General features: G+C 54.0%; 18 protein-coding genes. 5 read left to right on the top strand and 13 right to left on the bottom strand.

Features of this window, described 5'->3' with window-relative positions; genetic code table 11:
* Positions 1-56 precede the first annotated feature (56 nt).
* The 8 genes from SH528x_RS22245 to SH528x_RS22210 all read right to left on the bottom strand — a co-directional run bounded on the left by SH528x_RS22245 (position 57) and on the right by SH528x_RS22210 (position 10,658).
* Complete coding sequence (locus SH528x_RS22245; RefSeq protein ID WP_442505652.1) at positions 57-1,466, bottom strand: hypothetical protein; 1,410 nt, start codon at positions 1,464-1,466, stop codon at positions 57-59.
* Positions 1,467-1,506: 40 nt separating this feature from the next.
* Positions 1,507-2,316 carry a tetratricopeptide repeat protein gene (locus SH528x_RS22240; protein WP_442505651.1) on the bottom strand — a complete coding sequence of 270 codons (810 nt, stop codon included), beginning with the start codon at positions 2,314-2,316 and terminating at the stop codon, positions 1,507-1,509.
* Positions 2,317-2,349: 33 nt separating this feature from the next.
* A complete protein-coding gene (locus SH528x_RS22235; RefSeq protein ID WP_442505650.1) occupies positions 2,350-2,943 on the bottom strand; it encodes a hypothetical protein in 594 nt (197 codons plus the stop codon).
* A 51-nt stretch (positions 2,944-2,994) separates the two neighbouring features.
* Positions 2,995-4,893 carry a polyprenyl synthetase family protein gene (locus SH528x_RS22230; RefSeq protein ID WP_442505649.1) on the bottom strand — a complete coding sequence of 633 codons (1,899 nt, stop codon included), beginning with the start codon at positions 4,891-4,893 and terminating at the stop codon, positions 2,995-2,997.
* A gap of 33 nt (positions 4,894-4,926) precedes the next feature.
* Positions 4,927-6,846 (bottom strand): prenyltransferase/squalene oxidase repeat-containing protein, encoded by a 1,920-nt coding sequence (locus tag SH528x_RS22225; RefSeq protein ID WP_442505648.1) that lies wholly within the window; start codon positions 6,844-6,846, stop codon positions 4,927-4,929.
* 154 nt (positions 6,847-7,000) lie between these two features.
* Positions 7,001-8,398, bottom strand: coding sequence for an O-antigen ligase family protein (locus tag SH528x_RS22220; protein ID WP_442505647.1), 1,398 nt, complete (start codon positions 8,396-8,398; stop codon positions 7,001-7,003).
* 14 nt (positions 8,399-8,412) lie between these two features.
* Positions 8,413-9,561 carry an acyltransferase family protein gene (locus tag SH528x_RS22215; protein ID WP_442505646.1) on the bottom strand — a complete coding sequence of 383 codons (1,149 nt, stop codon included), beginning with the start codon at positions 9,559-9,561 and terminating at the stop codon, positions 8,413-8,415.
* 437 nt (positions 9,562-9,998) lie between these two features.
* Positions 9,999-10,658: a redox-sensing transcriptional repressor Rex gene (locus tag SH528x_RS22210; RefSeq protein WP_442505645.1), complete on the bottom strand. Its 660-nt coding sequence runs from the start codon at positions 10,656-10,658 to the stop codon at positions 9,999-10,001.
* A 361-nt stretch (positions 10,659-11,019) separates the two neighbouring features.
* Here SH528x_RS22210 and SH528x_RS22205 point away from each other — a divergent pair, with 361 nt between their 5' ends.
* Positions 11,020-11,259, top strand: a complete 240-nt coding sequence (locus SH528x_RS22205) for a hypothetical protein (protein ID WP_442505644.1) — start codon at positions 11,020-11,022, stop codon at positions 11,257-11,259.
* Positions 11,260-11,383: 124 nt separating this feature from the next.
* Here the strand turns inward: SH528x_RS22205 and SH528x_RS22200 are convergent, their stop codons facing one another.
* Entirely contained in the window at positions 11,384-12,652 is a 1,269-nt protein-coding gene (locus SH528x_RS22200) for a D-mannonate epimerase (RefSeq protein WP_442505643.1), read from the bottom strand.
* A gap of 336 nt (positions 12,653-12,988) precedes the next feature.
* On the opposite strand from SH528x_RS22200, the gene SH528x_RS22195 reads away from it, so the two are divergent.
* Positions 12,989-14,011, top strand: coding sequence for a sialidase family protein (locus SH528x_RS22195; RefSeq protein WP_442505642.1), 1,023 nt, complete (start codon positions 12,989-12,991; stop codon positions 14,009-14,011).
* 22 nt (positions 14,012-14,033) lie between these two features.
* On the opposite strand, the gene SH528x_RS22190 is transcribed toward SH528x_RS22195, so the two are convergent.
* The 3 genes from SH528x_RS22190 to SH528x_RS22180 are packed head-to-tail and all read right to left on the bottom strand — an operon-like array spanning position 14,034 to position 16,979.
* Entirely contained in the window at positions 14,034-15,377 is a 1,344-nt protein-coding gene (locus SH528x_RS22190) for a Gfo/Idh/MocA family oxidoreductase (protein WP_442505641.1), read from the bottom strand.
* A 30-nt stretch (positions 15,378-15,407) separates the two neighbouring features.
* The gene (locus SH528x_RS22185; protein WP_442505640.1) at positions 15,408-16,391 is read right to left on the bottom strand and encodes a hypothetical protein; all 984 of its coding nucleotides are present in this window, start codon (positions 16,389-16,391) and stop codon (positions 15,408-15,410) included.
* 3 nt (positions 16,392-16,394) lie between these two features.
* On the bottom strand, positions 16,395-16,979 hold the full coding sequence (locus SH528x_RS22180) for a YceI family protein (protein ID WP_442505639.1): 585 nt from the start codon (positions 16,977-16,979) through the stop codon (positions 16,395-16,397).
* A 299-nt stretch (positions 16,980-17,278) separates the two neighbouring features.
* On the opposite strand from SH528x_RS22180, the gene SH528x_RS22175 reads away from it, so the two are divergent.
* From SH528x_RS22175 to SH528x_RS22165, 3 genes are read left to right on the top strand one after another with little or no spacing between them, the layout of a single operon-like run.
* Complete coding sequence (locus tag SH528x_RS22175; protein ID WP_442505638.1) at positions 17,279-20,242, top strand: DUF1553 domain-containing protein; 2,964 nt, start codon at positions 17,279-17,281, stop codon at positions 20,240-20,242.
* 8 nt (positions 20,243-20,250) lie between these two features.
* Positions 20,251-21,597, top strand: a complete 1,347-nt coding sequence (locus tag SH528x_RS22170) for a DUF1501 domain-containing protein (RefSeq protein ID WP_442505637.1) — start codon at positions 20,251-20,253, stop codon at positions 21,595-21,597.
* Between the two features lie 41 nt (positions 21,598-21,638).
* A complete protein-coding gene (locus tag SH528x_RS22165) occupies positions 21,639-22,562 on the top strand; it encodes a PmoA family protein (RefSeq protein ID WP_442505636.1) in 924 nt (307 codons plus the stop codon).
* 229 nt (positions 22,563-22,791) lie between these two features.
* Here the strand turns inward: SH528x_RS22165 and SH528x_RS22160 are convergent, their stop codons facing one another.
* On the bottom strand, positions 22,792-25,290 hold the full coding sequence (locus tag SH528x_RS22160; RefSeq protein ID WP_442505635.1) for a PVC-type heme-binding CxxCH protein: 2,499 nt from the start codon (positions 25,288-25,290) through the stop codon (positions 22,792-22,794).
* Between the last annotated feature and the right edge of the window lie 57 nt (positions 25,291-25,347).

The raw sequence follows: 25,347 nt of genomic DNA, 5'->3' as shown, positions 1-25,347 counted from the left end.
GGCCTCGAGAAACATCCGTCCGTCGAGCTTGACTCGGCGGAGGAGACAACTGACAGCTACCGCGACTCTGCTTCGTTTGCGGCCAGAAGTTTCCAGTGCCAATATTCCCAGTGCTCACGCCAATCTTCGGGCTTTGACATCGGATCCACCGGCGAGTCGGGCGTCGTGTCACTGGCATTCTCAGGAACGAATCCCCAAAGCTCGGCAGCACCGTTATCCACATTCAATCCGAACGGCTTGTCTCCGATCGGCTCCGTTGGGCCCAGTTCAATGCCGATATTTTTTGAGCTAATCTCATCCAATGAATTAGGCCAGCGGCCGTTTCGCTTTTGAAACAATCGCAATCCAATCGCAATCTTCGCAATTCTTGTTTGCATCGCATTACGTACCACTGCGGCTGCGTACGCACCAAGGGCAGGCATTGTCAAACCGGTAAGGATGGTATCGTATTTTCGCAACAAGCCCGCTTCTTGAAACTCGCGGTCCATCTGCGACCCTAACTGCTTTGTCCCGCTCATGAAATCAGTCAGGTTTTCGGTCGGAATCGCCTCGGCTTGCTCAAACAATTCCAGTGAGGCCAACGCGTCGATGGGACGACTACCGACGTTGCTTCCGGTATCTTCATCCAAAAGTTTACTTGGATCATCAAAGGCTGGCTGCGACATCGCGCGCTCGCCTGCGATGGAAAGTCGATATTTCGTGCCGAAGTCATCGAACGATTTGAGCTGGTCGAGAATCTCGACGAGCTGTTTTTCATTGAACAGATCGAGTTCAATCGCTTGCTTCAAATTCTCTAGTGCCATGCCACTGATCGAGATATGAACCAACGACGCAATCAAAATCGGTTCCGACTCGATAGATCGTGAAACACCAATGGTCGCCATAATGCTATGGAACGCTTGATCGCGATCATCACGTCGGATCGCATCTTTGAATTCAAGCGAAAGCAACCTCGCGGCCGATCGAGTATTTTGCACACGAGGCAATAAGGTCGCATAGGATTCGAATTCAATGTCAGTCCAAATTGCGCCGCTGCCCTCGGCGATCTCATGCAACTCGGCGCGAAGATCGGACCACTGATTCAAAAAACGCTCGACATCGTCTTGATATTTGTTCGGTGAATCCAACGCAACAGGCGGATCATCATCAGTGACTCCCACAATCGGGACACCCTTACAGGACTCGAGAAACGCTGGGGATTCGAGTTGATCCAGCAACAGCATCCAACGATCTGAAAACTCGTGACTCATCCGCTTTGAACGGAATTCCGTGATCGATTGGTCATCGATCGGCAAGCCACGAGCAACGAGTTCGGCACGTTTCTTTGCGAGTTCCCCAGCGGCGATTGTTTGCCGCCCGAACCACCACGTTGCCGCTCCCGAGCAGAGCAAAACTGGAAACGCCAAAACGCATAGCAAAATGGCGATTTTGACGCGAGAACGGCGGGGTGAATCCGCTTTGGACATAACGAATCTTTCGTTAACTATTTTGAATAGCGATCAGCGACTACTTGCCGCCGTCTTTCGCATCATCACTTTTTAGATGGGCTGCATAGACTCGGGCGATATCGCCCATGTAGTGATGAGGTGCATCTTTCGCTGCACGATCCATCAACTTGCTCGCTTTGGCTATATCGCCTGCGGCATCGGCATACAGTCCGAGGTAGAAATCACCATAGAACGCCGCATCGGCGCGTTGGGGTGTGCCAACCTTGGTTTCGTTCACTCGATCGTTGACCGCTTGGGTATTCCCACTGGACAACATTTGCAAGATTTCTTCCATGGGGATCCGCGAATCACTCGGAGCGGGCAAAATCACCTTTTGCGCATGCTCGAACGACTTTGACTTTGCCACACATAGAAAATGCCAAGCGGCATTTTCGACATCATTTGGATTGACCTTGCGATGAACCTCGAATTGCTTGGCGGCTTCGTCGTAATTGCCGGTGAAGTAGAGGGCGATGCCCCGCTGCCAAAGTTCGGGCATTTGCTCGGGAACCGCCTTGGCGTAGCGGTTAAACAATCGAACCGACCACTCGACTTTACCGCTTCGTAGATAGATGTCCGCAGCCAAACGAACGGCACGTGCATCATTGTTGTGTTGACGAACGATCGCGTCAGCGGATTCGATTGCAAGTTCGCGATTGCCTTCCTGCAGTGCCTTCAAGCCCGCTGCGCGAAGTGAGGACGCCGAGAGCGAGTCTTGATCTTGGCCATGACTCGATGGCGAAAGACAAGTGGCGTGCATCATGACGGAGACGGTCGCGATGCACAAAAAAGAAAACGAGGGACGTTTTGACACGAGACGCAACGGCATTTCAATAATCCTCAAGAGAGCGAGGGAGCGGGATCAGGCAGAGGGCACAGGCGCAACGATCTCGAGCAGCTCGATCGCAGGATCGCCATCGCAATAGATTAGTGCAGTCCGTCCAAAAAGCGTCTCACCATTTTCAACTTGCATGATAGAAGCAAGCGACGGCCCCGCGTTTACTCGCCATAATCCGCACAACTGGACCTGACGCAGCACGTTATGATCGATCAAAACCCGACCCAGCGGTGTGGTTTCACTCTCGATTCGACTCCACACCGGTTCGCTCAACTGATCGACATTTAAACGGACGATTCCGTATTGAACAATCTTTTTGTCTTGTTGGGTCACCAACGTGATTTCACGCGAGTACCAATTGTCGAGTCGTTTCGTCCGATGCACTACCACATCGACCTTTTGACCATGGAACGCTTCCACAGTGACCGTCATGTGTTTGTGGTGATCCAACAGCTGATCGAACGGCGGCGGGACGCTGTCGACCGATTCGAACACGGCTAATTCGGAACGAAGCCTGGTGGCCCGCTCGAGACCCGATTCAGAATCTGCTTCTTCGGTCAACGAGTAAAATTGACCGACAAGATGCTCGATTTCGATGCTGAGTTTTTTAGGCGACATCGAATCCTTCATGAATGCGTGGTGTGAAATCGAATCGGTTCTCGAACTGTATCAGACAACTGGCAGCGAGTTGACTGGAATGGAGCTCAACGAAATGACGTTCGGCGTGGGAATCTCGGGTCGCTCCAAAACGGTATCGACTAAGAAGTATAGCAACCGACGAAGCGACTCGGGTTCGAGTTCGTCGGCCACCATTTCGGCTCTTGCTTGATGTTTATCGACCAATTTCATCGCGGTCTCAAAGACACTGGCGGAATGATAAAGCCTCGTCGCAATGGCCATGCGCTCGCTGTCGCTGTACTGCGAGGGGTTGTCAACCAGATTGATCAACAACGCTCGCTCGTCACCCTTCAGTGTTTCCAAAGCGAGTGCCCACAAAATGGTCGGACGTCCGCCAAACAAGTCGCCACCGGCGGACATTTTGTTGTCGTCGTCGCCAGTCCAGTCGCCGATGTCGTTCAGTATTTGGAACGCGACCCCAAGGTTACGTGAAAAATCACGGATCGGTTTGCGATACGCTTCCGCATCGCCGGCCAAGCGAATGCCGCTAAACAGAGCCGCCTCAAACGCAGGCGACGTCTTTAGTGCATAGACTTTCAAGGCGTCGAGTGGTGAAAGTTGTCGGCTCTTGGAATCTCGCCAAAGCAGCTCTGCGCCTTGTCCCTCGGCTAACCGAGTATGGGCGGTTGCCAAGGCGTCTAGCACATCCACGCGTGCGTCAGACGAAATCGAATCGTCAGTATCACGCCGACTGAGCAATCGATATCCCAATCCGATCAGATAGTCGCCTACATTGATCGCAGTGGGCAACCCAAAACGATGATGGACAGCGGGTTGTCCATAACGGAACGCATCGTCATCTTCGATATCGTCATGAACCAAGCTTGCTTTGTGGAACGTTTCGATGCTCATCGCCGCTCGTCGCACCGTGACGGGCAATTCCGTTACCAGCTCGCTGCCCTTGTCGCCCGTGCAATCACCCCCGGTCATTGCATCGTACGCCGCCAGGGTAATAAACGGCCGCGAATGTTTACCACCACGAGCCAAAAAGTCGTAGGCAATATGCTCGGTTGCAGCAATCGTATCAAGGTTTGCAATCGATTCCGTGGTCACCGCACTAACGCCAAGCGGTGATTGGTCTCGAACACGCGGCGCCAATTCGTTCATCGAGTCAGGTTCGAACAACTCACTTGCGGCACGCATCAAGTGGACGTAACTCTTTGTCTGTTGAGTTGCCGGCGCGTAGGGCGTGCGAATCATCTGCTCGACCCATGATTCGTCCACTTTGGTGTTACGGCAATCGCTGCTCAACAGCGGCACTGCCATACACGGAATGCCCGCGAGCAGGACTTTATCGATCGCTTTCTCGAGCACGTTCAAGCAGGCGACACCGACGACGGCATCGACATAGCCACCGATGATGATCTTCAGCACGACGGGGGATCCTTCGGCGACTAACACGCGATAGCCCATCTCTTCGGCGATGGAGCGAAAATCGGCGATGCTGCATGCCCCACACTCTTTGCAGTTCATACCGAATTGATCGTATTCGGCGGGACATCCTTCGGCATGTTTCAAGCAGTGCGGCAGCAAGAACAATCGTCGCTCGGGCGGAACCGACGCCAATTGGTCTTTCCAAAATTCGCTGCTGATCATCACCATCATCCACCCCAAGTAGCCTTCGGGTAGATCGGCTTCTTCGAGAAAACGCCGAGCGATTTGTTCCATTTGGTCCTTGGTCAAGGGAACCGATCGGTCGATTCGCTTGGCGACCTCGGCACAGCGAGATCGCAAACTTTCGCGAAGTTCGAGCGTCGCTGGAACGTCTTTTAAATGGCTCGTTTTGCGACGCGTGGGTCGCGCTGTCGATCCGACAGGAGCGTCAGCCGAATTGGACGTATTATTTGAAGTGGTTACGGTCGACAAACCAGATTCCTTAGGTGGGATCATCAAGGGATGGAGCCGATGGGATGTTTTGCCATCTCAATCCGACTCGGATCGCAGGTAGCTTGACAACGCAGCGACCGTGAACACAAGCGGGTAGAGTTTTTCGTGGTACCAAAGTTTGGCAAAATAAAATCCAATCGGCCAAGGCACACGATGACGTCCATCGTGGACATTTTGCAGTAGGAATTCAACGCCACGGATTATAACTTGTTTCGGGTCATTCTTCCCACCACTGGCGCCGGATTGGGCCAAGTCAGCGGAATCCTTTGCCATTTTTCCATGATCATTCGTGATAAGACGTCCATTTTTACCAAAAATGGACGCCAGAGCTTCGATCGCGACCGCCGTTTCTTCCACACTGCTGACTAATTCGGGATCCGTCTGAACGCCGTCCGCACGGACCGACTCGCGATTCATCCAGGGTAAAATGGACGAACCACCACCCCAGCCGCCGTCGGAATTCTGGGCATTGCAGAGGTACTCGCCCCCCCGGCGGATCGCTTCATCGCTCAAAAAGCCTGCCGCACCCGCCAACAAAACCCGCGATGTTCCATAGACCGGATTCTCTTCGTCGGGGTGATCTTGGTTGCCAAACCACAGCGGCAGCCAGCTACCATCGGGCTGCTGGCTGCGATTCAAAAAGCGTTCCGCTTTCGATTTTGCTTGTGAATTCAATCCATGCTCGCCAAACGCCCGTAACGCGTGGGCCGTCAAATCGGTACTGCTGCGGTCGAACGGCAGCTTGCCCCAGCCTCGACAAAATGTTGGCCAACCACCGTCTCGATTTTGCAAACCGATTAACCACTGCTGAGCGTCGGAAATAGCTTCATCCATCGCAGCGACTTGCGTGGACGGCGAATGACGTTGCATCTGTTTCACTGCGAGCACGGCACCGGGTGTGTCATCGCCATCCGGAACGGCTCCTGACAAATCAGTCCATCCCCAACCACCCGGCTCAGCACCTGTAAAAGGATGACGCTGGCGATGTTGACAACCGAGGTGCCAATCAACAAGCGATGGCGTGAACCAAGATCCATCATCATCGGGATCACCCGCCAAGGCCGAAATCGACAGCGAAGTGATCCAGGTCGCCAAATTTGTATCGATCGGCCAGCTGCCATCGGAGCTCATCGATTCCATCAAAAAACGGATCGCACCGCGACTGACTTCGCAATCGGCACGCCCCGTTGCCGCCAAACTCATCAGCACGAAGGACGTCAGCGGGGTTGCTTCGAGATAGCCGCCGCTATCGGGCTGCATCCGCCGCAGCACCTGCATCGATCGATTGACCGAAGCGGATCGAATCAAGCGAAGGGGCAACCAGGTTTTGGAACCATGAAAGTGCCGAGCTTGGCCAATCGCGACGAGCGCAGGAATGGCATAACTAACCACCGGCATCTGCAAGACACGGTACATCGATTGCGGAAAAACCGCCGCCTCGAACGGTAATCGAGGCACATCGTCCCACGAGACAAGACCCGCGATCGCCATGTTTGCCAAAATGGGCACGACAAACGTTTTGTCTTTGCCGTAGCGTCGCCGCAGTCCTTCGATTTGTCCCTCGCGTTCAATATAAACTTTCAGCGACGCAAGCTGATTCTGATCCAGCCCCGCCCCCATGCTTTGTTCGGCCAACGAGGATGCCGCGAGCACAAGGTAGCTGGTCGCGATATTGGAATGGCTGCGATCGGTGTCGCCGAATCCACCGTCGGAGTTTTGTTGCTGGCAGAGGTACTGGATTCCGCTGACAATCTGATCCCCAATCGAATCCGCTTTCGCAATCGATCCCGTAGCGTGAATCAGTGTGGCCGACAACGCGCTGACGGCCGTTGCAGTGCTCAACGCGGAAGCCGACAGTTCGCCGACCCAATGTCCATCGTCGGTCCGCTGTTCTAATAGTTCGCGGCGCAGTTGATCGAGGGTAACGCGGACGCGTTGACGAAGGTTCGATTCCATAATGTTGACGGTGGGCGTGTGCAGGCGGGTAGCAAACGGTGCGAGCCCCCACCTTTGCCACGGATGTGACCGAGGGAATGACTCGCGATGACGACTCATCTCCGATTGAGAGATCGTCCTCCGTAGTGAGCATCGTACACGCTCGAGCGAGTTTCTACTGCGCCAGCGAAACGGGGGAGAAGCTCCCCACATGTCTTGGTTGTTCCACCCGACGCGTTTCCACGCCTCGTTCGTAAAGCGAAACGGCAATCCCAGCGACAAAGAACAAGTACATATTGACCATCGGGATGATCGTCACGTCTTGGAACATTCCGTTGCAAAAGTAGGCCGCAAACGTGCCCAGCCAAATGAGTCCGCCACAACGTATCGCGACGGAATGCCCTTGGTTTCGTGCAAGATTCCACGCCATGCCTGAGATCGTGACGAGCATCACGATCAACATGGACAAACCGATCAACCCCGAGTCGACGAGGATCGCTAGGAACACATTGTGCTGAGCATACGGACGTGCGTTCTCCAATGGCATGTCGTAACTGCGGATGCTGTGGTACTTACTCGAGTGGGCAAAGTAGTGGCCGAAACCATGCCCGGTGATCGGATGGTCCTTGAACATCTCCCACGCGACCACCGCCAACAGCGGTCTCAGTTGAACCGACTTCTCTGCGTCCGCGGACGTCAGATTTTTGTCGCGTTTCAAATGCAAAAGTTGGTCCTTCAGCCCGAGTACACCGGCACCGCCGACGAACACTGCGGTAGCAAGCCCGAGGACACGAACCCAACGGGGTGAGTAGATCAACGCGACGATCCCAACCGTAGCGATCGCTCCCATCCAAGCACTTCGCGTCAACGTGCAGTAAACGCCAGCCAGCAGTAGTGCCGAAAGTACGAGATAGACCGCACGCATGCGGTACGTCGATCGGATGACGCCTAAAACCGCGATCACCAATCCCGTGCACATCACGATGCCATTGCCGGACGGATTGAGCAACGGACCACGCCCGCGGCCAAAAAACTCCCAGTCTTTGGGGTCGACGATGTACCGAGGAAACACGAGTGCATGCATCCCCGAGACTTCAAAAATTGCCATCACGGCAAGGTACAACCCAAGGCCTAGCAAAACTCGGTAGCCCCATTGCAGGTCGGACTCCGTTACCTCGCTAATCCGGGCAACCACGTACATGCCAACCGGCATCGCGATAAAGAACAACCATTTCGCGATCGGCGGAGCCTCCTTGGGTGGATCGGCGCCTCCAATCATCACACTGACAAGCAACCAAACCGTGATTGCGGCGACAACGGCGTCGACACGGTTGAGTTGTGGCAGTTTCAGCTCGCCCATTCTCCAACGGATCGCGACGAACGCAAACATCGCCCCCCACAGCAAGCGATCCAAGCTCAGTTGAATAGGACCGTCAATTGAAAAAAATGCCGGCCCCAGCACGGTTCCCGTCACCAGCACCAACGTCGCCAACTGAAACGTCCGAGCCGTTTGGATCAGCGGAAGCATCCAAATGATCGCCGCGAGCGCAAATAGGACAATAAGAAGCATCATGATTTGGTTTTGCCTTAGTGGGTCGTTGCTGCGGGACCACGGGAATGCGACAGATAAACGGGGCGAGGCGAGTCAACGCCAGCAAGTTTGGCAATCGAATCGGGTGTTCGTCCGCCCGTAATAAGTGCGATTGCCCTAGGTATGTATCGATTCAGCAGCATCGCGGCGGTAAAACAGCCAAGCGTCACCGCCGGGAACAGCACCCAAAACCAAGCGCCCTTGTCCAGCATCGGTTCAACCACTCGCTCCGTTGCCGCACGCAGTGGAAATTCGTGGATCAGGTAAACAAAAAACGCGGCCCCCGACAATCGAATCAACGAGGGCTGGCGAACTTTCCAAGAAACCATCCAAATGGATAGACATCCAGCGATGATCGAGGCCTTGTGAATTAACAAACTGTCCACGGTGTAGTCAGCTGTATACCAACAATCAAAATCAGGCCGCAGCATGATTCTGGCAATGATTAAATCGAACCAGACAATGACAAATCCAACCGCAGTCGACGTGCTGAATCGACCGAGTCGTTCAAAGAGTTCGGTGTGCTGGTTCGCCGCACATCCGACACAGAAAAAAAACAGCGTCTCGGTATTCAACAAGTACCATCCATGCAAGACGGGAAATGGCTGGAACGGACTGATCCAGAGCAATCCGGTCACGACAAGCCCGATCGAATAAGGCAAGCGGGTGATCTGCCGCACGATCGGCGCGGCGATAACCAGTACTATCAAGTCCCGCAAAAACCACAGCTGTTCCGCAGGCGGACGTAGCAGCCAAGTGACCATGAGACCCGCAGGCGACGACTCGATGGCTTTGCCCTCGGCAATTCGAACCAAAACCCAAAACAGCGTCGCCACGAATCCGATGGCCAAATAAGGCACCAACACGCTGCGCGCACGTTGGCTGAGTTTGCGAACGTAAGTACGAATCGATCCGTCATCGCTGTGGAAATAAAAGAATCCGGCGGCAAAGGCGAACATCGGAACTGCGAACCGTGCAACTCCGCCGATCAAAAACTCTTGCAGCAATTCGTTGACCGATGCATCGCTGAGCGACGGTGATGGCGGGGCAGCTGATTGATAATGGATTGCCACAACAAAGACCGTTGCAAATAAGGCAACGACTGAAAAGGTCTGCTTTGTTTCGGCGGACAACTCGGTTCGCACGTCTCTCGTTCCGGTCGTAACAGTAAAAATGATTGCGAGGATTCAGTTCCTGCGCAATGGGCACCAATGAAGCGGCACTTCAGTCCTCGCTCGCTGAAACATAGTTCACGGTTTGGCCTCGACCTGGAATTCCTAACGCGGAAATCTTGGTTCGAAATGCGCGGCACAGCACGGTGAAGAAAAGAAACTGTGGCAAACAGGGACCGTTGGGGCAATTTGTCCTGATGCCAACCTGCTTAGCACCGTCAGAACAATTTCGGACGTAGCGGAACTCGTCAAGAGTTTCGACCTGTTCGGCGATTCACGAAAGTCTTGACGACTTCCGCTACAAATCATCCCGCCACTTAACGTTCCGACTGCCTGCTATGAGCTTCCCTGCATGAAAATGAAGCGGCTGCGAACGATGCGCCAGCGATTCATCAGTGCAAACGTCGAAATCATTTGCCGCTTTGTACTGCAAACGCCAAACGTTGCAGCTCACTTGCGAGATCAACGTTGACGACCGCAATACGCGGCGGCAGTTTCAACGTGGTTGGGGCAAAATTGAGGATGCCCGAAACGCCTAATTTGACTAGCAACGTGGCGACTTCCGCTGCGTTGTCGGCCGGCACCGCGAGTATCGCGAGATTCGGTGGCGAAGCCGTTACCACTCGCTCAAGCTCTTTTGCATCAATCACTTCGACTCCGCCAATCGTTGAACCAATTCGTGTCGGATCAACGTCAAACGCAGCGGTTAATTTGAATCCAAGTCGACTGAATCCTCGATAACGCAGCAACGCGTCGCCAAGCGATCCGACACCAACCAAAACAACTTCCCACTGCTTTCCCGATCCCAGCACCTGGCCGATGCGTTCAATCAACGCATCAACCGAATAACCAACGCCACGTTGCCCAATTGTGCCAAGCGCGCTCAGATCGCGGCGGACCACAGGCGAAGAAACATTGACTAGCTTGCCCAGTTCTTTGCTGTTTGTGGTGGTAATTTCAGCGTCACGTAGCCGATAGAGCTCGCGAAAGTACAAACTTAGCCGTCCAACCGCAGGCTGTGGAATCTGAGTTGGAACGTCATTTGCATGATCTGGTTCTGGTTCAGTCAAGCGGTCATTCCTCGAAGGAAAGGCCTCGAATTTTACATGAGTTTCGGAAGCGTCAGCAAACAATGCCGATCCTGGGACAGCCAGTCCAATCAATGGGTGAAGCTATCGTACACGTTTTGATCTGGCAACAATCGCGATTACATCCAAATTTTGCCAACTCAGAAGCATTGCTTACCGGACGATTGGAAGTGCAGCTTCCCGACTGCAGCAATTATTGCCGGAATCTGTGAAATTTCTTGTACTTTGAGCCTAACTGTAATGAATCCTTAAAATGCCTGTTTTTTCTAGACACAAACTTGCATCATTTCCCGCTTAGTGTGTTAGTGACCTAACCCTAATCGAGATTTCGGAGGCAAATAAGATGTATGCAATCAATAACACTGAATCGAACATCAAACGTACGCTTGACCGGATCCAATCGATGATCCGGTTGCATCAGCGTTTAGGCGACTACTTCGCATCGTTGGAGATCTCGTTCGAGAACCGCTCCGTCGTGCTTCGCGGCGAATTGCCCTCAGACGAACTTCGCGGCGAACTTGTCCCCACGATTCGACAAGCTGGCATCCTTTGTCAGGTTTGTAACAAAGTCCAGGTCAACTAGATCCGGTTTAACGAAGTCGGCACACCCTGCATAGCCGCGACTTGCGTGCCGTGCAGGTGAGCCTCTGCCATCGAGGATGGCGTCAATTTACTAATCCCGATCGGTCATTAACTGCGATCGGGCATTAACCGCGATCAGCCTGCCACAATCCAAGCGATGGATTTTGGATGAAGTAGAATTCGCTGCCATCCACGTCCTTGTGAAAACCGTTTTGCAGCGTTTCAACGTCGTAGCGTTTCATCAGCTCTTTCAAGTTGCCGGGCGTGTATCCCACGGATCGGATTTCTTCATCCGACAAATTGCCTGCAGCATAAACCACTTCGAATCGGTTCTCCGGTGATCCATGGACCAAGTGAGCTGCTGCCGAAAGATTGGCTGCCAAGTCTTCGTTCTCGGCGACCAGGCGAATCACCTCTTCACGCGTGCGGTATCCATATTTGCGAATCAGATGATCGATCTGTTCGTCTTCGCCAAATTCTTCGACCGCGGGACCCAGCACGGTTAATCGTCCGCCGTTAGCAATCGCAAGTCGTGTTCGATAGATCGCTTTGTTACCGAGCCACGTGCTTTTGAATTCGTTCGGATCCAGATAGGCGACGACATGTTTTGGCGCCCGGGGGATCTGAGTGATGTTGACTTGACTTGCCAGCTCCGCAGCTTGAAAGAACGTATCGTGATCGTCGCCGATGAACAATCCACGGGTGTGCAAACTTCGATCAGGCAATTGCTCGATCACGGTTAGCGCGTAGACCAACGGTAGATCTTTGCAGAAATGGTCCGATGCATAGTTCAAAATTTGACGCAGCGGCGTGTTGGCTTGCCCGAGCGTTTGTTCGATGCCATAGACAGCGCTCAAATAATGGCTCTCGTTGATACCGTCTTTGCCGCCGGTACCAACAAACACGTTTTTGTTGTAATTGGCCATCCCGATCACTTCGTGTGGAACGACTTGGCCGAGTGAGAAGATCAAATCATGGCCGCCGTCACGCAACAGTTGGTTCACTTGAGCTTCCCAGGGGCGATCGTACATGCCGCCGGTGACTTCGGAAACGAATTCCGACGGCACGGTTCCCATACGAACAACGTCATCTCGCCACAGGTGAGGGCGAAACAAATCATGAGGTATGCCAGGGAACATGTGATCCAGCTTGTCCGCCTTCATCGGCGAATGCGTCCCCAGTGCAGGCATGATGTCTTTGACGCGGTCGCCCAGAATCTCGTGGCACAAAACGGTCAATTCCCCCGCACGGCTAAACAAACGCGTGTGGTCAGGCGGCAACAACAGTGCCCGCTCCGGAGTGCCAATTGCAGCAAATGTCTGCATGAGGGCATCACGAAGGTCTTCGCTGGTGAGCGAGGCGGTTTTTGAGCCTGTTGCGTAGAAAGTTGTCATTGTGTTCGGCGACGAGGGTTTAGCGAAACGAAAAAGGTCAGTCAGCGGCAACCACCTAGATTGTAAATTACCACGCCCTCGCTAGTCGACAAGTCGTGCAACGAGCAAGGTTTACATTCCGCCAGAAAATTTGGGTGAGAACTCCTGAATCGAGAGGTTTCCGCCGGTCTCGCAAATACGGGGCTCACGAATAGATGCACAATGCCGCGCGTCGTAACCCCACGCGTGTCCTGCGAACGTTTAAACTTGTGATCTCGATCGCACTACCGCATCGTCACTCCCCTCCTTTCGCACGCGGTGCGAAAAATCCCCTCCCACCTTCAAGAATCCCCCACCATGAAAAACACCTTCCTCGTGCTCGCGTTTCTGATCATTCCCGCCTTAGCCAACGCGGCTGACGATTCGTTTTCAGCCGACGCGGTAGCGGCAAATCATGGCAAACCGGTCCTGGTCGATGTCCAACGAATCTGGGATGCCGCGCCGCACAACGCTTTCACCGACTTGGTGCGATTCAAAGATCGTTGGTACTGCGTCTTTCGCGAAGGCTCTGGCCACAAATCGCCTGACGGAGCCCTTCGCGTGCTGACGTCGACCGACGCGGTCCACTGGGAATCCGCCGCCCTGGTCACGTCGGATGATTCCGATCTTCGCGATGCCAAAATCACCGTGACGCCCGACGACCGTTTAATGTTGGCTGGCGCCGAAGCGATCGAAACGCCAAGCGGACGCCATCACCAGTCGCTGGTTTGGTTTTCTGATGACGGCACCACCTGGACCGCGAAACAAAAAGTCGGAACGCTCGACAATTGGCTGTGGCGAATCTCGTGGCATAAAGGGCATGCGTATGGATTCGGATACGGCACCGGAACGAAACAACGTAACCTGAGTCTTTTTCGCAGCAACGACGGCAACCATTTTGAAACGTTAATTGAAAAAGTTGACGTTGCTGGAACCTACCCCAATGAATCCTCGGTCATTTTCCTGCCCGACGACACCGCCTACTGTCTGTTGCGTCAAGACGGCACACCCAACACGGCCAACCTCGGCACGTCGCGACCACCCTATACCGAGTGGGATTGGAAAAGTCTCGACATACGCATCGGTGGTCCCGACATGATTCGTCTGCCCGATGGTCGCATCCTTGCAACCGTTCGCTTGTACGACAAGAAAGTTCGCACGTCACTCTGCTGGCTCGACGCCAATGCAGGGCAATTGACCGAGGCTCTCGCATTACCCTCCGGCGGAGACACCAGCTACGCAGGCATGGTCTGGCACGACGATCATCTCTGGGTCAGCTACTACTCGTCGCACGAAGGCAAAACGAGTATCTACTTAGCCAAAATCCGCCTCGCCCCCTAAAAAAAGGTTTCGGACACCTTTTTTAGACCCAAGTGGGTTCCCAGCCTTTGCGGTATGGCTTGGTGATGTAGTTCTGAGCGTCCGCGTTGTTGGTGATCGCTAGCGACTTGGCATCCCACTTCAGCTCCTGACCCGCGAACCGAATGCCGATTGTGCCTAACAAGACAGTCTCGGTTAGCGGTCCGGCGTAATCAAAGTGCGATGTCGTTTCACCCACTCCGCGACAGGCGTCCGCCCACTGTGTGTAGTGATCGACGCTCTCAATCACCGGCGATTTGTCCGCTGGAAATTTGTCTTCGGGGAACAACTTGGGCATCGCGACGTGGGGGATCACAAGCGATCCCTTTTCGCCAACCAGTACCGATCCCGCGCCGGGCAACGCGTAATCGGCCGGAATATCGCCCAATTTTTCACGCGGAGGCTGCGCTCCCACACCGTCATACCAAGTCACTCGCAGCGTCGAATCGGCGGTGTACTCGGTGCCGGGGAACTCGTAACGAACCGTCGCTTCGTCGGTCCATGATTCAGGAAACAACTTTGGTGCTTCGGCCGTCAACTTGTTAGGCGAACCCAGTTTCAGTGATTTGAAAACGGGATCCAAAATGTGGCAGCCGAAATCGCCAAGTTGCCCGGTCCCGTACGCTTGCCAGCCGCGCCAATTGAAGGGGTGATACATCCCGATTTTGTAAGGACGCTCTTCCGCAACGCCTTGCCACAAATCCCAGCGAACGTTCGATGGCACAGGATCATTGCCCGTGGGACGAGCCAAATGCCGCGGCCACGATGGTTTGCCACCTTGCCACGAATGCACCTCTTTGACCTTGCCAATCATTCCGGTATGCACCATATGGACGGCGGTGCGATAGGCCGAATGGGATTGGATTTGGTTACACATTTGTGTCACCACATTGAACTTGCGGGCAGCCAACGTAATCTGCCGTGCTTCGTGAACCGAATGGGTAAGCGGTTTTTGGCAAAACACATGCTTCCCCAGTTGCATGGCGGGCAAGGCGATGGGGGCATGCATGAAATCGGGAGTCGATACCATCACGCCTTCGATCTCTTTGGACTTGTCCAGCACCTTTCGCCAGTCGTCGTATTGTCGGGCTTCCTGATATTTCTGTGCGGCTTGGCCAAGGTGCTTTTCCGAGCTATCGATGTCGCAGAGTGCAACGACTTGGACATGCGGACTGGCTGCGACGCCATTCAGGTCGCTCCAGCCTTTGCCGCCGGTCCCGATGCTGGCAATACTCAGTCGGCTATTGGCTCCATAGACTCGTGAATAGGAAAGCGCGGGCAACGTGATCGCCGCACCGGCGATTGCACTGGACTTCAGAAATGAGCGACGATTACGCGATACGGCCATAGGTAGGTTCCGTTTGTTGGAGGGGAAGGTTTAGTGGAGGGAGCTCGATTCTAACTCAATTGGAAACGCTCGTGCGTAACGATTTTGGATTTCGTTCTTTTCATTATTTTTCAGCAACGGGGCAAAACTGCGGTCAAAGTCACGCTTCGCTGCCACCAAAACAATCATTAATGGAATCGCGACAAAGGCCACCCGAATCGCCCCCACACGCCAAGGGCTGAGCTGTCGTATGCCACGCATTTCTGTTACCCAGCAAAGCGTGGGTGCGATCATCATCGCTAGGGCGTTTGTGATCGTAAGGCGGCCAAAGAAGTGCCCGAAAAACAGCACCGAAAACAGCATCACTACGGCAATGCCAATCAGAGCATCCGAGTGGAACGCGATGTTAACCTCACCTCGTTTCCGCATAACACCTGCGGCGATCGCGGTCCCCAGAACCGCTGCGGTTATCGGAATAGCGACGGCGCCACCTTTTATATAGCCCGCTAACATCACGCAGACTCCAGCGGATTGAATCGACAAGCAAAGCGAGAGCGGAATCGAGACCGCTTCAGACGATCGCTTTGACAGTCGGCACATTAACAACCAGACGACACCGAACAAACCGCTGCAAATGATCATTGCAAGGTAGGTTTGCCACAACGTCCATTCACCTGATTCGTTCAAATACACCGATTGGTGCATCAGAATCCGTGGTACTGCAGCAACCAGGCAAATTCGCATTAGCCATGTCAACCAAAGTGGTGTGCGTCGGGCAGCCGCGATCCACTGAATACAAATCGCAGCGGGCAAAATGATCGTCAGGAACCGATCCAATGCGCTCCCGGGCGGCCACGCCCATTGCAGCTTCATCACCATAAATCCGATCGCCATTCCAACGCCAATCGCTGGCGTGGAAATCAAATTCAGGCTCGTTGTCGCAGCGCCATGCCGTTTTGTGATCACCAGCTCAAACAATGCACTGGCGATCAACGCAACCGCGAACGACTTCACATACAGCAGCGGTTCAGGCATCCGCTACTTTTTAACGCCTTCGCAATCGATCATGATCAAAGCCTTGTCGCCGATCGGCCCGATCGCGTTTTTGTCGAACCCATAGTCGCTGCGTTTGAGCGATAATTCGGTTGAGAACGCGACACGTTTTGTGCCTTTGAAATCGTGCTCCTTGCCACCCATTAACACGAGCGTGATTTTGTTGGTGGTGCCATGCATCGTGAAATCACCTTCGACATTGTAGCCACCATCAATCGGTTTGACGCTTGTGCTTTTGAAAGTGATCGTTGGGAATTGCTTGGTGTCGAAGTAATCGGGCTGGCGAAGATGCTCGTCGCGGGCCGCGTTTGCGGTATCAACACTGTCGGTTTTGATCGTCAACGCAAAGGTCGAGTTGGAAGGCGTTTCGCGGTCAAGCGAGAATTTTCCCGAGACATCATTGAATCGACCGTGAATCCAGCTGATATCGAGATGGCGTGCCTTGAAACTGACCGACGAATGAACGAGGTCATAGTCGTAATCATCAGTAGCAGAGCATGTCGTCGCGCTAACACAGAAAGTCGCAGCAAGTACAAAAGTCAGTCCACAAGCAAAGAGTGATCGTATCATCAGAGGCGTGCTTTTCGAGAGGTAAGGTGGGATGAACTGCGGACCGTTGTCGATCGCAGCATGCTCGCCATCGTATTAGCGGGCCTGACGCGAGTAAAGCTGAGCAGTCCCCGCCAGCGGCCGATTCGCTCGAAAATCATCGATATCAATGGTCACCCGATGCTCATTGGATCACTCCGCTCTATAGATTTATTCGCAAAACCCGCGTTTCTTAGCCAAAACAATTTGCATTTGCTTGGCAAATCCTCAACAATCAGGGTTCCCGCCTTCGTCCCACCCCCCCAATCCGCTTGGTCGCCATGAAGCGAATCCTACGCGACTCGTTGCTGTTGACACTTGCAATCGTTGTTTGCGACTGCGTTAACGCAGCAGAGGATCCAGCCGCTTTTTTTGAGACGAAAATCCGTCCCGTACTGGTCCAGCATTGCTACGAATGCCATTCATCGGACTCGGGCGAAATTGGCGGGAAGCTCCGCGTGGATAGCCGCGATGCAATGCGCACCGGTGGCGAATCGGGCCCCTCTTTGCTAGTGGGAGTCCCCGATAAGAGTTTGATTATCCAGGCTCTGCGGTACGACGACCTGGAAATGCCGCCGGACGCCCCTTTATCTGAATCGGTGATCAAGGACTTCGAGAAATGGGTGTCGCAGGGTGCCGTTGACCCTCGAGATGACGCAGGCCCAACGCCCGCCTCGCAGCCTATCGATGCCGAGGCACTTTGGTCTTTCTTGCCTCGACAAACGCCATCGGTCCCCTCCGCGAGCAATCCCCAGTGGCCGCGCGACTCGATTGATAATTTCGTCTTGTCGCAAATGGAAGATGCAGGACTTTCCCCCACGAAGGATGCTGATCCTCGCACCCTGGTGCGCAGGATTTACTACGACCTAATCGGATTGCCGCCGACGTTAACGCAAGTTGATGCCTTCGTCGCCCAGTACGAACGCGACGCCGACTCGACGGTCGAAACGCTCGTTGACCGCTTATTAACAAGTCCGCAATTCGGAGTACGTTGGGGACGCCATTGGTTAGACGTTGCTCGCTATGGCGAATCCAATGGCGACGATGGTTTGGGACGCAACGCAACCTTTCCTCATGCGTGGCGTTATCGCGACTACGTGATCGATGCTCTAAACAACGATCTTCCTTATGACCAATTTCTGAAGGAACAGATCGCGGGTGACTTGCTGCCATCAGTATCGCCAGCGGAGCGGAATCGGCAGCTAATCGCCACTGGTTTTCTTGCCATCGGATCGAAACCGGCGTCGGCAATGAACAGTAATTTCGCCATGGACGTGGTGGACGACCAAATCAATGTCGTATGCACTGGCGTGATCGGGTTGAGCGTTGCCTGTGCACGATGTCATGACCACAAACATGATCCCATTCCGACTCGTGACTACTACGCGTTGGCGGGAATTTTTTCCAGCACCCAAACTCTCTACGGCGCCGCTGCGAATCAGAAACTAACCGCACCGCCCACTCCGCTGCACGAACTAAGATCGGATTGGTCGACGAACCAAACCGAGCCAGATCGCTCGAGTGCTCCTTCGTTTCCAGACGATTATTCCGCCACGATTGACTCGCTTTCACCTGAGCTGCACGTCCGACTCGACGCGGCACCGGATGGATTGACCGTGACCCCAGCGGCGAGCTATTCGGCGGAAACATTTGCGACAGTGGAAAAGACAACGCTTGTTGGCAAGTTGGCTAAGCCGACCGAGTCCTATACCGTTTCTCTTTGGTTCCGCAACACGCTCAAAAATAATTCTCGAGCGATCACGGCCTACCTGTTTTCGCGGGGCAAACAGCGAGACAGCGGAATTCCCGGCGATCACATTGGCATTGGCGGCAACCACGACACGTCTCGAACCGGCAAATTGTTTGTCTTTAACGGAAACAAGGGCACGGCGTCCGTTGCTGGAAACACCGTCATCCCAAAGGACAGCTGGAACCACATCGTCTTGGTCCGCGACCGTGATCAAATGAAGTTGTTTCTGAATGGGCAGCTTGAAATCGAAGCGAAATTGAAATCGACCTTCGGCGACAATACGGAATTTTGCCTGGCAAACCGCAGCGATAATTTTGCACCGCTTACGGGCAATATTGGGGAGTTCGCATTGTTTCCAAGAGCCCTTTCGGATGACGAAGCATTGAAGTTGCACCGGACATCGGGCCAGCCACAAGGCATCCGAGTCGTTCCGCCCTTTGGTTTCGCTATGGGCGTTCGAGAAAAAAACAAACCCGTTGATTGCAAAATCCACATCAACGGCGAAGGCAAGAAACTTGGTCCGCTAGCGCCACGTGGGACGCTCACTGCCTATCAAACCATCAATACCAACGACGGTTCCGATGGCTTGGGGATGACAATCGAAGCCCAACACAGTGGGCGTTTAGAATTGGCGGAATGGCTAACCCATCCCGACCATCCGCAAACGGCCCGGGTGATGGTCAATCGCGTTTGGCAGCACCTTTTCGGCCAAGGAATCGTCACGACGCCAGATGACTTTGGCGTCTACGGCGCTCGCCCGTCGCATCCGGAGTTGTTAGACCATCTCGCCAATCGATTTGTTCAACAAGGTTGGTCGATCAAACGCTTGATCCGGTCCATCGTGCTCTCTCGCACCTATCGATTGGACAGTCGATGTGACGACGAGCACCTTCAAATCGATCCCGATAATCAATTCCTGGCTCGCCATGATCGTCGACGATTGGATGCAGAATCGCTACGTGACAGCGTTCTGCAAGCATGCGGATCAATTGACTATTCACCAGAAAAGGGATCGGCGATCGAAAAGGTCGATGCGTTGATCAATTGGCCTCCTGGCAACGCGACCGATCTACACCGCGAAAGTAATCATCGCAGTATTTATCTGTGTATGCTTCGCCACGCACCGCCAAAACAGCTGGCCGCTTTTGATCTTCCCGATGCTGTGGGGATCACGGGGAAACGTGATGTCACGACGCTGCCGACTCAATCGTTGTTCTTGCTGAATAGCCCCTTCGTTGTTCAGCAATCCGAGCATCTGGCTACCCAGGTGTTGAATTCGGATTGCGATGATGATCGAGATCGAATTCAGCTAATTTTCGCGAGTGTACTGCATCGTCACGCGAGCTCGTCAGAGGTTGACGCATCGCTTGCGATGGTTCGAAAGATCAGCGATGCAGCCGAGCTATCCGAAACAGACAAAGAGCGTCAAACACGAAATTGGGCGAGCCTTTGCCAAGCCTTGTTGATGACCAACGAATTTCGATACGTGGATTGAGAGTGGACATGATTTCACGAAGAACGATGCTGCAAACCGCTTCGTGTGGTTTTGGATACTTGGCGATGCAGTCGCTGTGTCAGTTGCAGGCAAGCACTGCCGAAGCCGCAACAAAGTTGCCACTCGCGGATGCAGCGATTCGTCCCCGGGCCAAACGTGTCATCTTTTTGTGCATGAGCGGCGGACCGGCACAAATGGATACGTTTGACTACAAACCGCAAACGGGGAAAGAAAAGCATCCGGGGTCGGTATTCCCTTTTGCTCAGCGTGGTGACAGCGGACTATGGATTTCAGATCTGATGCCTGAAACGGCCAAACATGCCGATCGGCTTTGTGTGATCAATGGCATGCACGCTGACACGGGAAACCATGCCCAATCCTTTCTGCAGCTACACACCGGCGAAAAACTGAGAAAGCGGCCTAGTATGGGATCGTGGATCTCGTACGGTTTGGGAACGGAGAACGAAAATTTGCCGGGCTTTGTTAGTCTCAATGCGGCTAAGCCATCGGTGTACAGCAGCGTTTTCCTGCCGACTCAGTTTGCGGGCACGCCGATTGGCACCAATGGCGAAGATATGTCCCAAGCAGTGATCCGTGATATTTCCGGAAATCATCTGCCCGAGAAAATCAAACGAAGTCAGTTGGATTTTGTGCAGGCGATGAACCAGGAACATCGCGATGCGCGACCGGGTGATCCGGTGCTTGATGGTGTGATTGAGTCGATGGAACTTGCTTTTCGGATGCAGTCAACCGCCCCCGAGCTGTTGGATTTGAGCAACGAGACCCCGGAAACGTTAAAGCGATATCGCGTAGGAGAAAAGTTGTCGGTCGGCACCTGTCGCCCTACCGATTTCGGGCGTCAATGCTTGCTTGCTCGACGGTTTGCCGAGGCAGGAGTGAGGTTTATCGAAGTCAATCATGGCAGTTGGGATCAACACAATGATCATCGACGTGACTTGAAAGCGAACTGCGAAACGGTTGACGCCCCCATTGCGGCATTACTCGAAGACTTGGCGGCACGAGGATTGTTAGAAGACACGCTCGTCGTCTGGGGCGGCGAATTTGGTCGGCCTGGCTTAGTCCCCGGCGATGGCAAGGACGTTTCGGGCCACAACTCCAGCGGATTCACGTTCTGGTTAGCCGGAGGCGGAACGAAACAAGGCTACGTGCACGGCAAGACCAACGAAATAGGATCACGTGCGGTCGAAGGCAAAGTTCACTTCCGCGACTTGCACGCTACGATCTTGCACTTGTTGGGAATCGACCATCAACGACTGACGTTCGAGCATGGCGGTCGACTTCATCGGCTGACAGGCCCCGAAGAAGCTAAAGTGGTTCACGACCTATTCGCCTAAGCATTCATTCAACCAAGCATCGCCCCCAACAAGTTTCGTTCATGCAACCACTTGAGTTTTCGTCATCGCCCCGCTGTCAAATCATTCCCCTTCCTAGCAACCAAGTCGCGTTTGTGATCGATGGTCGCGAACGTCTTCGCTGGCATGCGTCCGAGGATGCACCACGCCCGTTTTTCTTTCCGTTAACTGGCCCCTCCGGGATTCCGTTAACACGGATGGGGCATCCCGGCGCCCCGGATCACGATCATCATCGATCCGTGTGGTTTGCGCACCATATGGTGGACGGAGAGAGTTTTTGGTCTGACACCGCCGGCACCAAAATTCGTCAAACGCAGTGGGTCGCCTACGACGATGGAGATGACGAAGCGAGGATGGCCGTTCGGCTCGAATGGCTCAGCGGGGCCGATTCGAAACCGCTGATCAAACAGGACCTTTACGTCGCAGTTGCACCGGCGCCGAATGCGGGCTTGTTTGTTGAACTGCAAACATCCCTGCGATCGGTTGCAGACACCTTAGAATTGGGGAAAACCAATTTTGGCTTGCTGGCGGTACGAGTCGCGAAAGCAATTTCAGCGAGGTTCGGCGACGGGGTGATTACCGGAGCGAACGGTAAACAAGGTGAGAAGGATTTGTTTGGACTGCCATCACCCTGGATCGACTACAGCGGTTCGATTGACAAAGGCGTCGTCGAGGGTATCACCTACTTTGACCATTCCAGCAACTCCAGATTTCCGAGCAAGTGGCACGTCCGTGCCGATGGCTGGATGGGTGCCTCGGCTTGTTTTGATGGAGCGGTGACGCTGTACAAAGATAAACCGACATCTTGGCGTTACCTGTTGCACGCACACCCCGGTGCAGTTGACCACGGCGTGGCATCGCAAATCCAAGACGACTTTCACGATCGTCCGCCAATGTCAGCCGTCAAAGGTGGGAACTCGCAATCCTACACTATCAAACGGGGATAACACGCGGTTCGTGGCTCACCCTCGCATTATCCGGGTTGATTAAAATCACCTGCCACAAGCGTCAAACCGTATCCTTGTGCCACGCACTTCGCGTTATCCAGCAAGTGCTTCGTCTAGTAATAAAACTTGGCCGCCTAACGTAGTGGAGCTTGCTAAAGCTCCCGGTTTCTTGGGTGTGAAAGGATCTTTAGCAAGATCCACTACCCCAAAATCAAAGACTGACAAAGAACTAGGATGCCTGCATCAAGTAGGCGATCAAGTCGGCGACTGCTTGCTTGTCCATCGCGTCTTCGAATCCCTCGGGCATGATCGACAGCCCGGTGTTCTTCAGTTCGTCGATGTCGATTCGCAAAACCGTGGCGGTAACATTGTCACCGCGACGCAACGTCATACTCGTTGCCCCTTCGTCAACGATCATCCCGGATACGATTTCTCCATCGAGTGTCGAAACGACGTAGTTGATGTATTGCGGATTCACCTCTCGATTCGGATCGAGGACCGCAGTCAAGACAGTCTCCTCACCACGGGCTTTGATGGTCGCCAAGTTCGGACCAATTTCGTGTCCCACGTTTTCTACTCGGTGACACGTGCTGCAGTGCTTCTTAAAGTGTTCGCGGCCGCGATCGGAATCGCTTTGCATCGAGAGTGCATCACGGTACTTTGCCAAAACGCTTTGCCGATGAGCAATTGCCTCGGGGGATCGAACCGCCAATGTCGTAGAGACACTTTTCTTTGGACGCTCGCCGCCGTTGGAGAGTGCATTACGTGCTCGCGCCGCAATTTGAGTGCTCAACTGATTGTTAAACGCCTCCGCCGACTTGCCGTTAAACGAGTCGTCTTGCTTCAGCCGAACAAGCAGTTTTTCGGCATCATCGCCTATCGCCGTTTGCACCGCAGCGCGTATCCAGCGGTCGTTCGGATCACGACTGAGGATACGAGCCAAGCTGTTGACACGGACATCACCCTCGGTGTTCGCTAGGGCAAAAGCCAACTGGTAGCGGACCTCCATCGATTCGTCATCGATCATCTCAACGAGCCGCCTTTCAATCGAAGGCGTGAATTCAATGGAATCACTCAATCGCAATGCGTGCCGTCGCACTTGCGGATGTTTGTCACGCAGGCCGCTGATTAGCGTCGCCTCGTCCAATGCTGCCAGTCCATCTAGCGCGTACATCGCATGCATTCGTCCCAGCGGCGACGGACTGTCTTTGACCAACGACCGTAGCGGAACCACTGCTGCCGGATCTTGCCGCTGGTACAGCAGTCGTGCCGCGGTTTCACGATGCCAAGCATTCGCATGTGCAAGCGTTTTAACCAGCTTCGATGTGGTTAACCCAGCGAGACTTTGGGACGAACGGTGTGTGTATCCCGTGGGGACGATTCGGTAGATCCGCCCACGATCCCGCCCCGAGGTCAAATCGAGGTGCTTTTTGATTGATTCAGGCAATGACAACGGATGTTCAATCACCTCACGATAAACATCAATCACGTGTAGCGTCCCATCCGGGGCGTTGGCAAATTGGGCCGGGCGGAACCAGATGTCACTCGAGGTAACGAATTCACTTTGATCATCAATCCGGTTTGCGACGAACTCTAGTCCATCGCGATCGAGCCGTTTGCGATGAATCAAGTTACTGCCTACGTCGCCAATGATGGCGTGACCTTTCCACTTCGCGGGCCATGCATCGCCTCGGTATAGGGTCACCCCGGTCGCACCGGTGAAGTAGCCAGCGGCTCGGCCGCCACCTTCAACCACTCCCTTGACCTCACCGGATACTCGCAATCGCGTTCGCACGATTCGCCACGGTTCGACCGGGCTGGTGCGAAACACTTCGGCTTGCGGGCCATCGGAGGCGATCGAAATTCGCGAAGGAGGCGGCACAACAAACGGATTCTTCGCGATGTCATCGTCTTCATACATCACTTGCTGGATGTGATCCGAGTTGGAAGAAACAAATTTTCGTCCCCAATCGTCAAAGCACATCCCATGCTGCGCCGCACCACTGGTCGGTTCAAATTCGTAAGTGCGAGGGTTGAACGCTAAATCACGTCCACGGATGCTGACACCCGCAACGTCTGGGGCCGCATGTGCGTGTCGGATCTCGCCTCCGACACTGCTGCAAGCGATATGAATCCGATTATCCAGTCCCCAGCGGAACGAATTCATCAACCCTTGCACATTCGACGTGCCAAACCCGGTCAACACTCGCTGTTTAACATCGGCCGCTCCATCGCCGTTGGTGTCTTTCAAATACAACAGATCCGGTGCATCCCCGACAAACAAACCGCCATCGTAGGGAAACAATGCGGTCGGCCAAAACAGTCCGCGGGCGAATTCAACACGTTTGTCGTAAATCCCATCGCCGTCGGAATCCGTCAACTTAGCGATAGTCGAAATACCATCTTCGCGGTTTTCGCTGTAGCCTCGCATTTCACAGACGTACATCGCGCCATGTTCGTCCCATTCGATTGCCACGGGGCTGCCGAGCAGTGGTTCCGCTGCCACCTGCTGCATCTGGAATCCGTCCGCCACAGTGAATGTGGAAAGTGCAGCATCAGGCTCTGTAGGGGCGATCCGCGGCAACTCGTCGGAGTAATCCGGCCCGCTGGTGGAAGCAGGCTCGTTCGCCGAGAGTTCGCCAGTCACGAATCCGAACATCAACAAAGGAGCCAAATAGAACATCGTCATCAACAACAACCGGTCAGAAAACCGAGGATGAGCTTTCATGGTTGATTCTGTCGTAGCGGAATTCGTCAAGAATTTCGGCCCCGATAGCGTTTGATC

The sequence above is a fragment of the Novipirellula methanifontis genome (genome assembly GCF_052161655.1).
Classification (GTDB): Bacteria; Planctomycetota; Planctomycetia; order Pirellulales; family Pirellulaceae; genus Novipirellula.
Note: the sequence above shows the minus strand (reverse complement) of the source record. Positions and strands in the feature narration are given on the sequence as shown.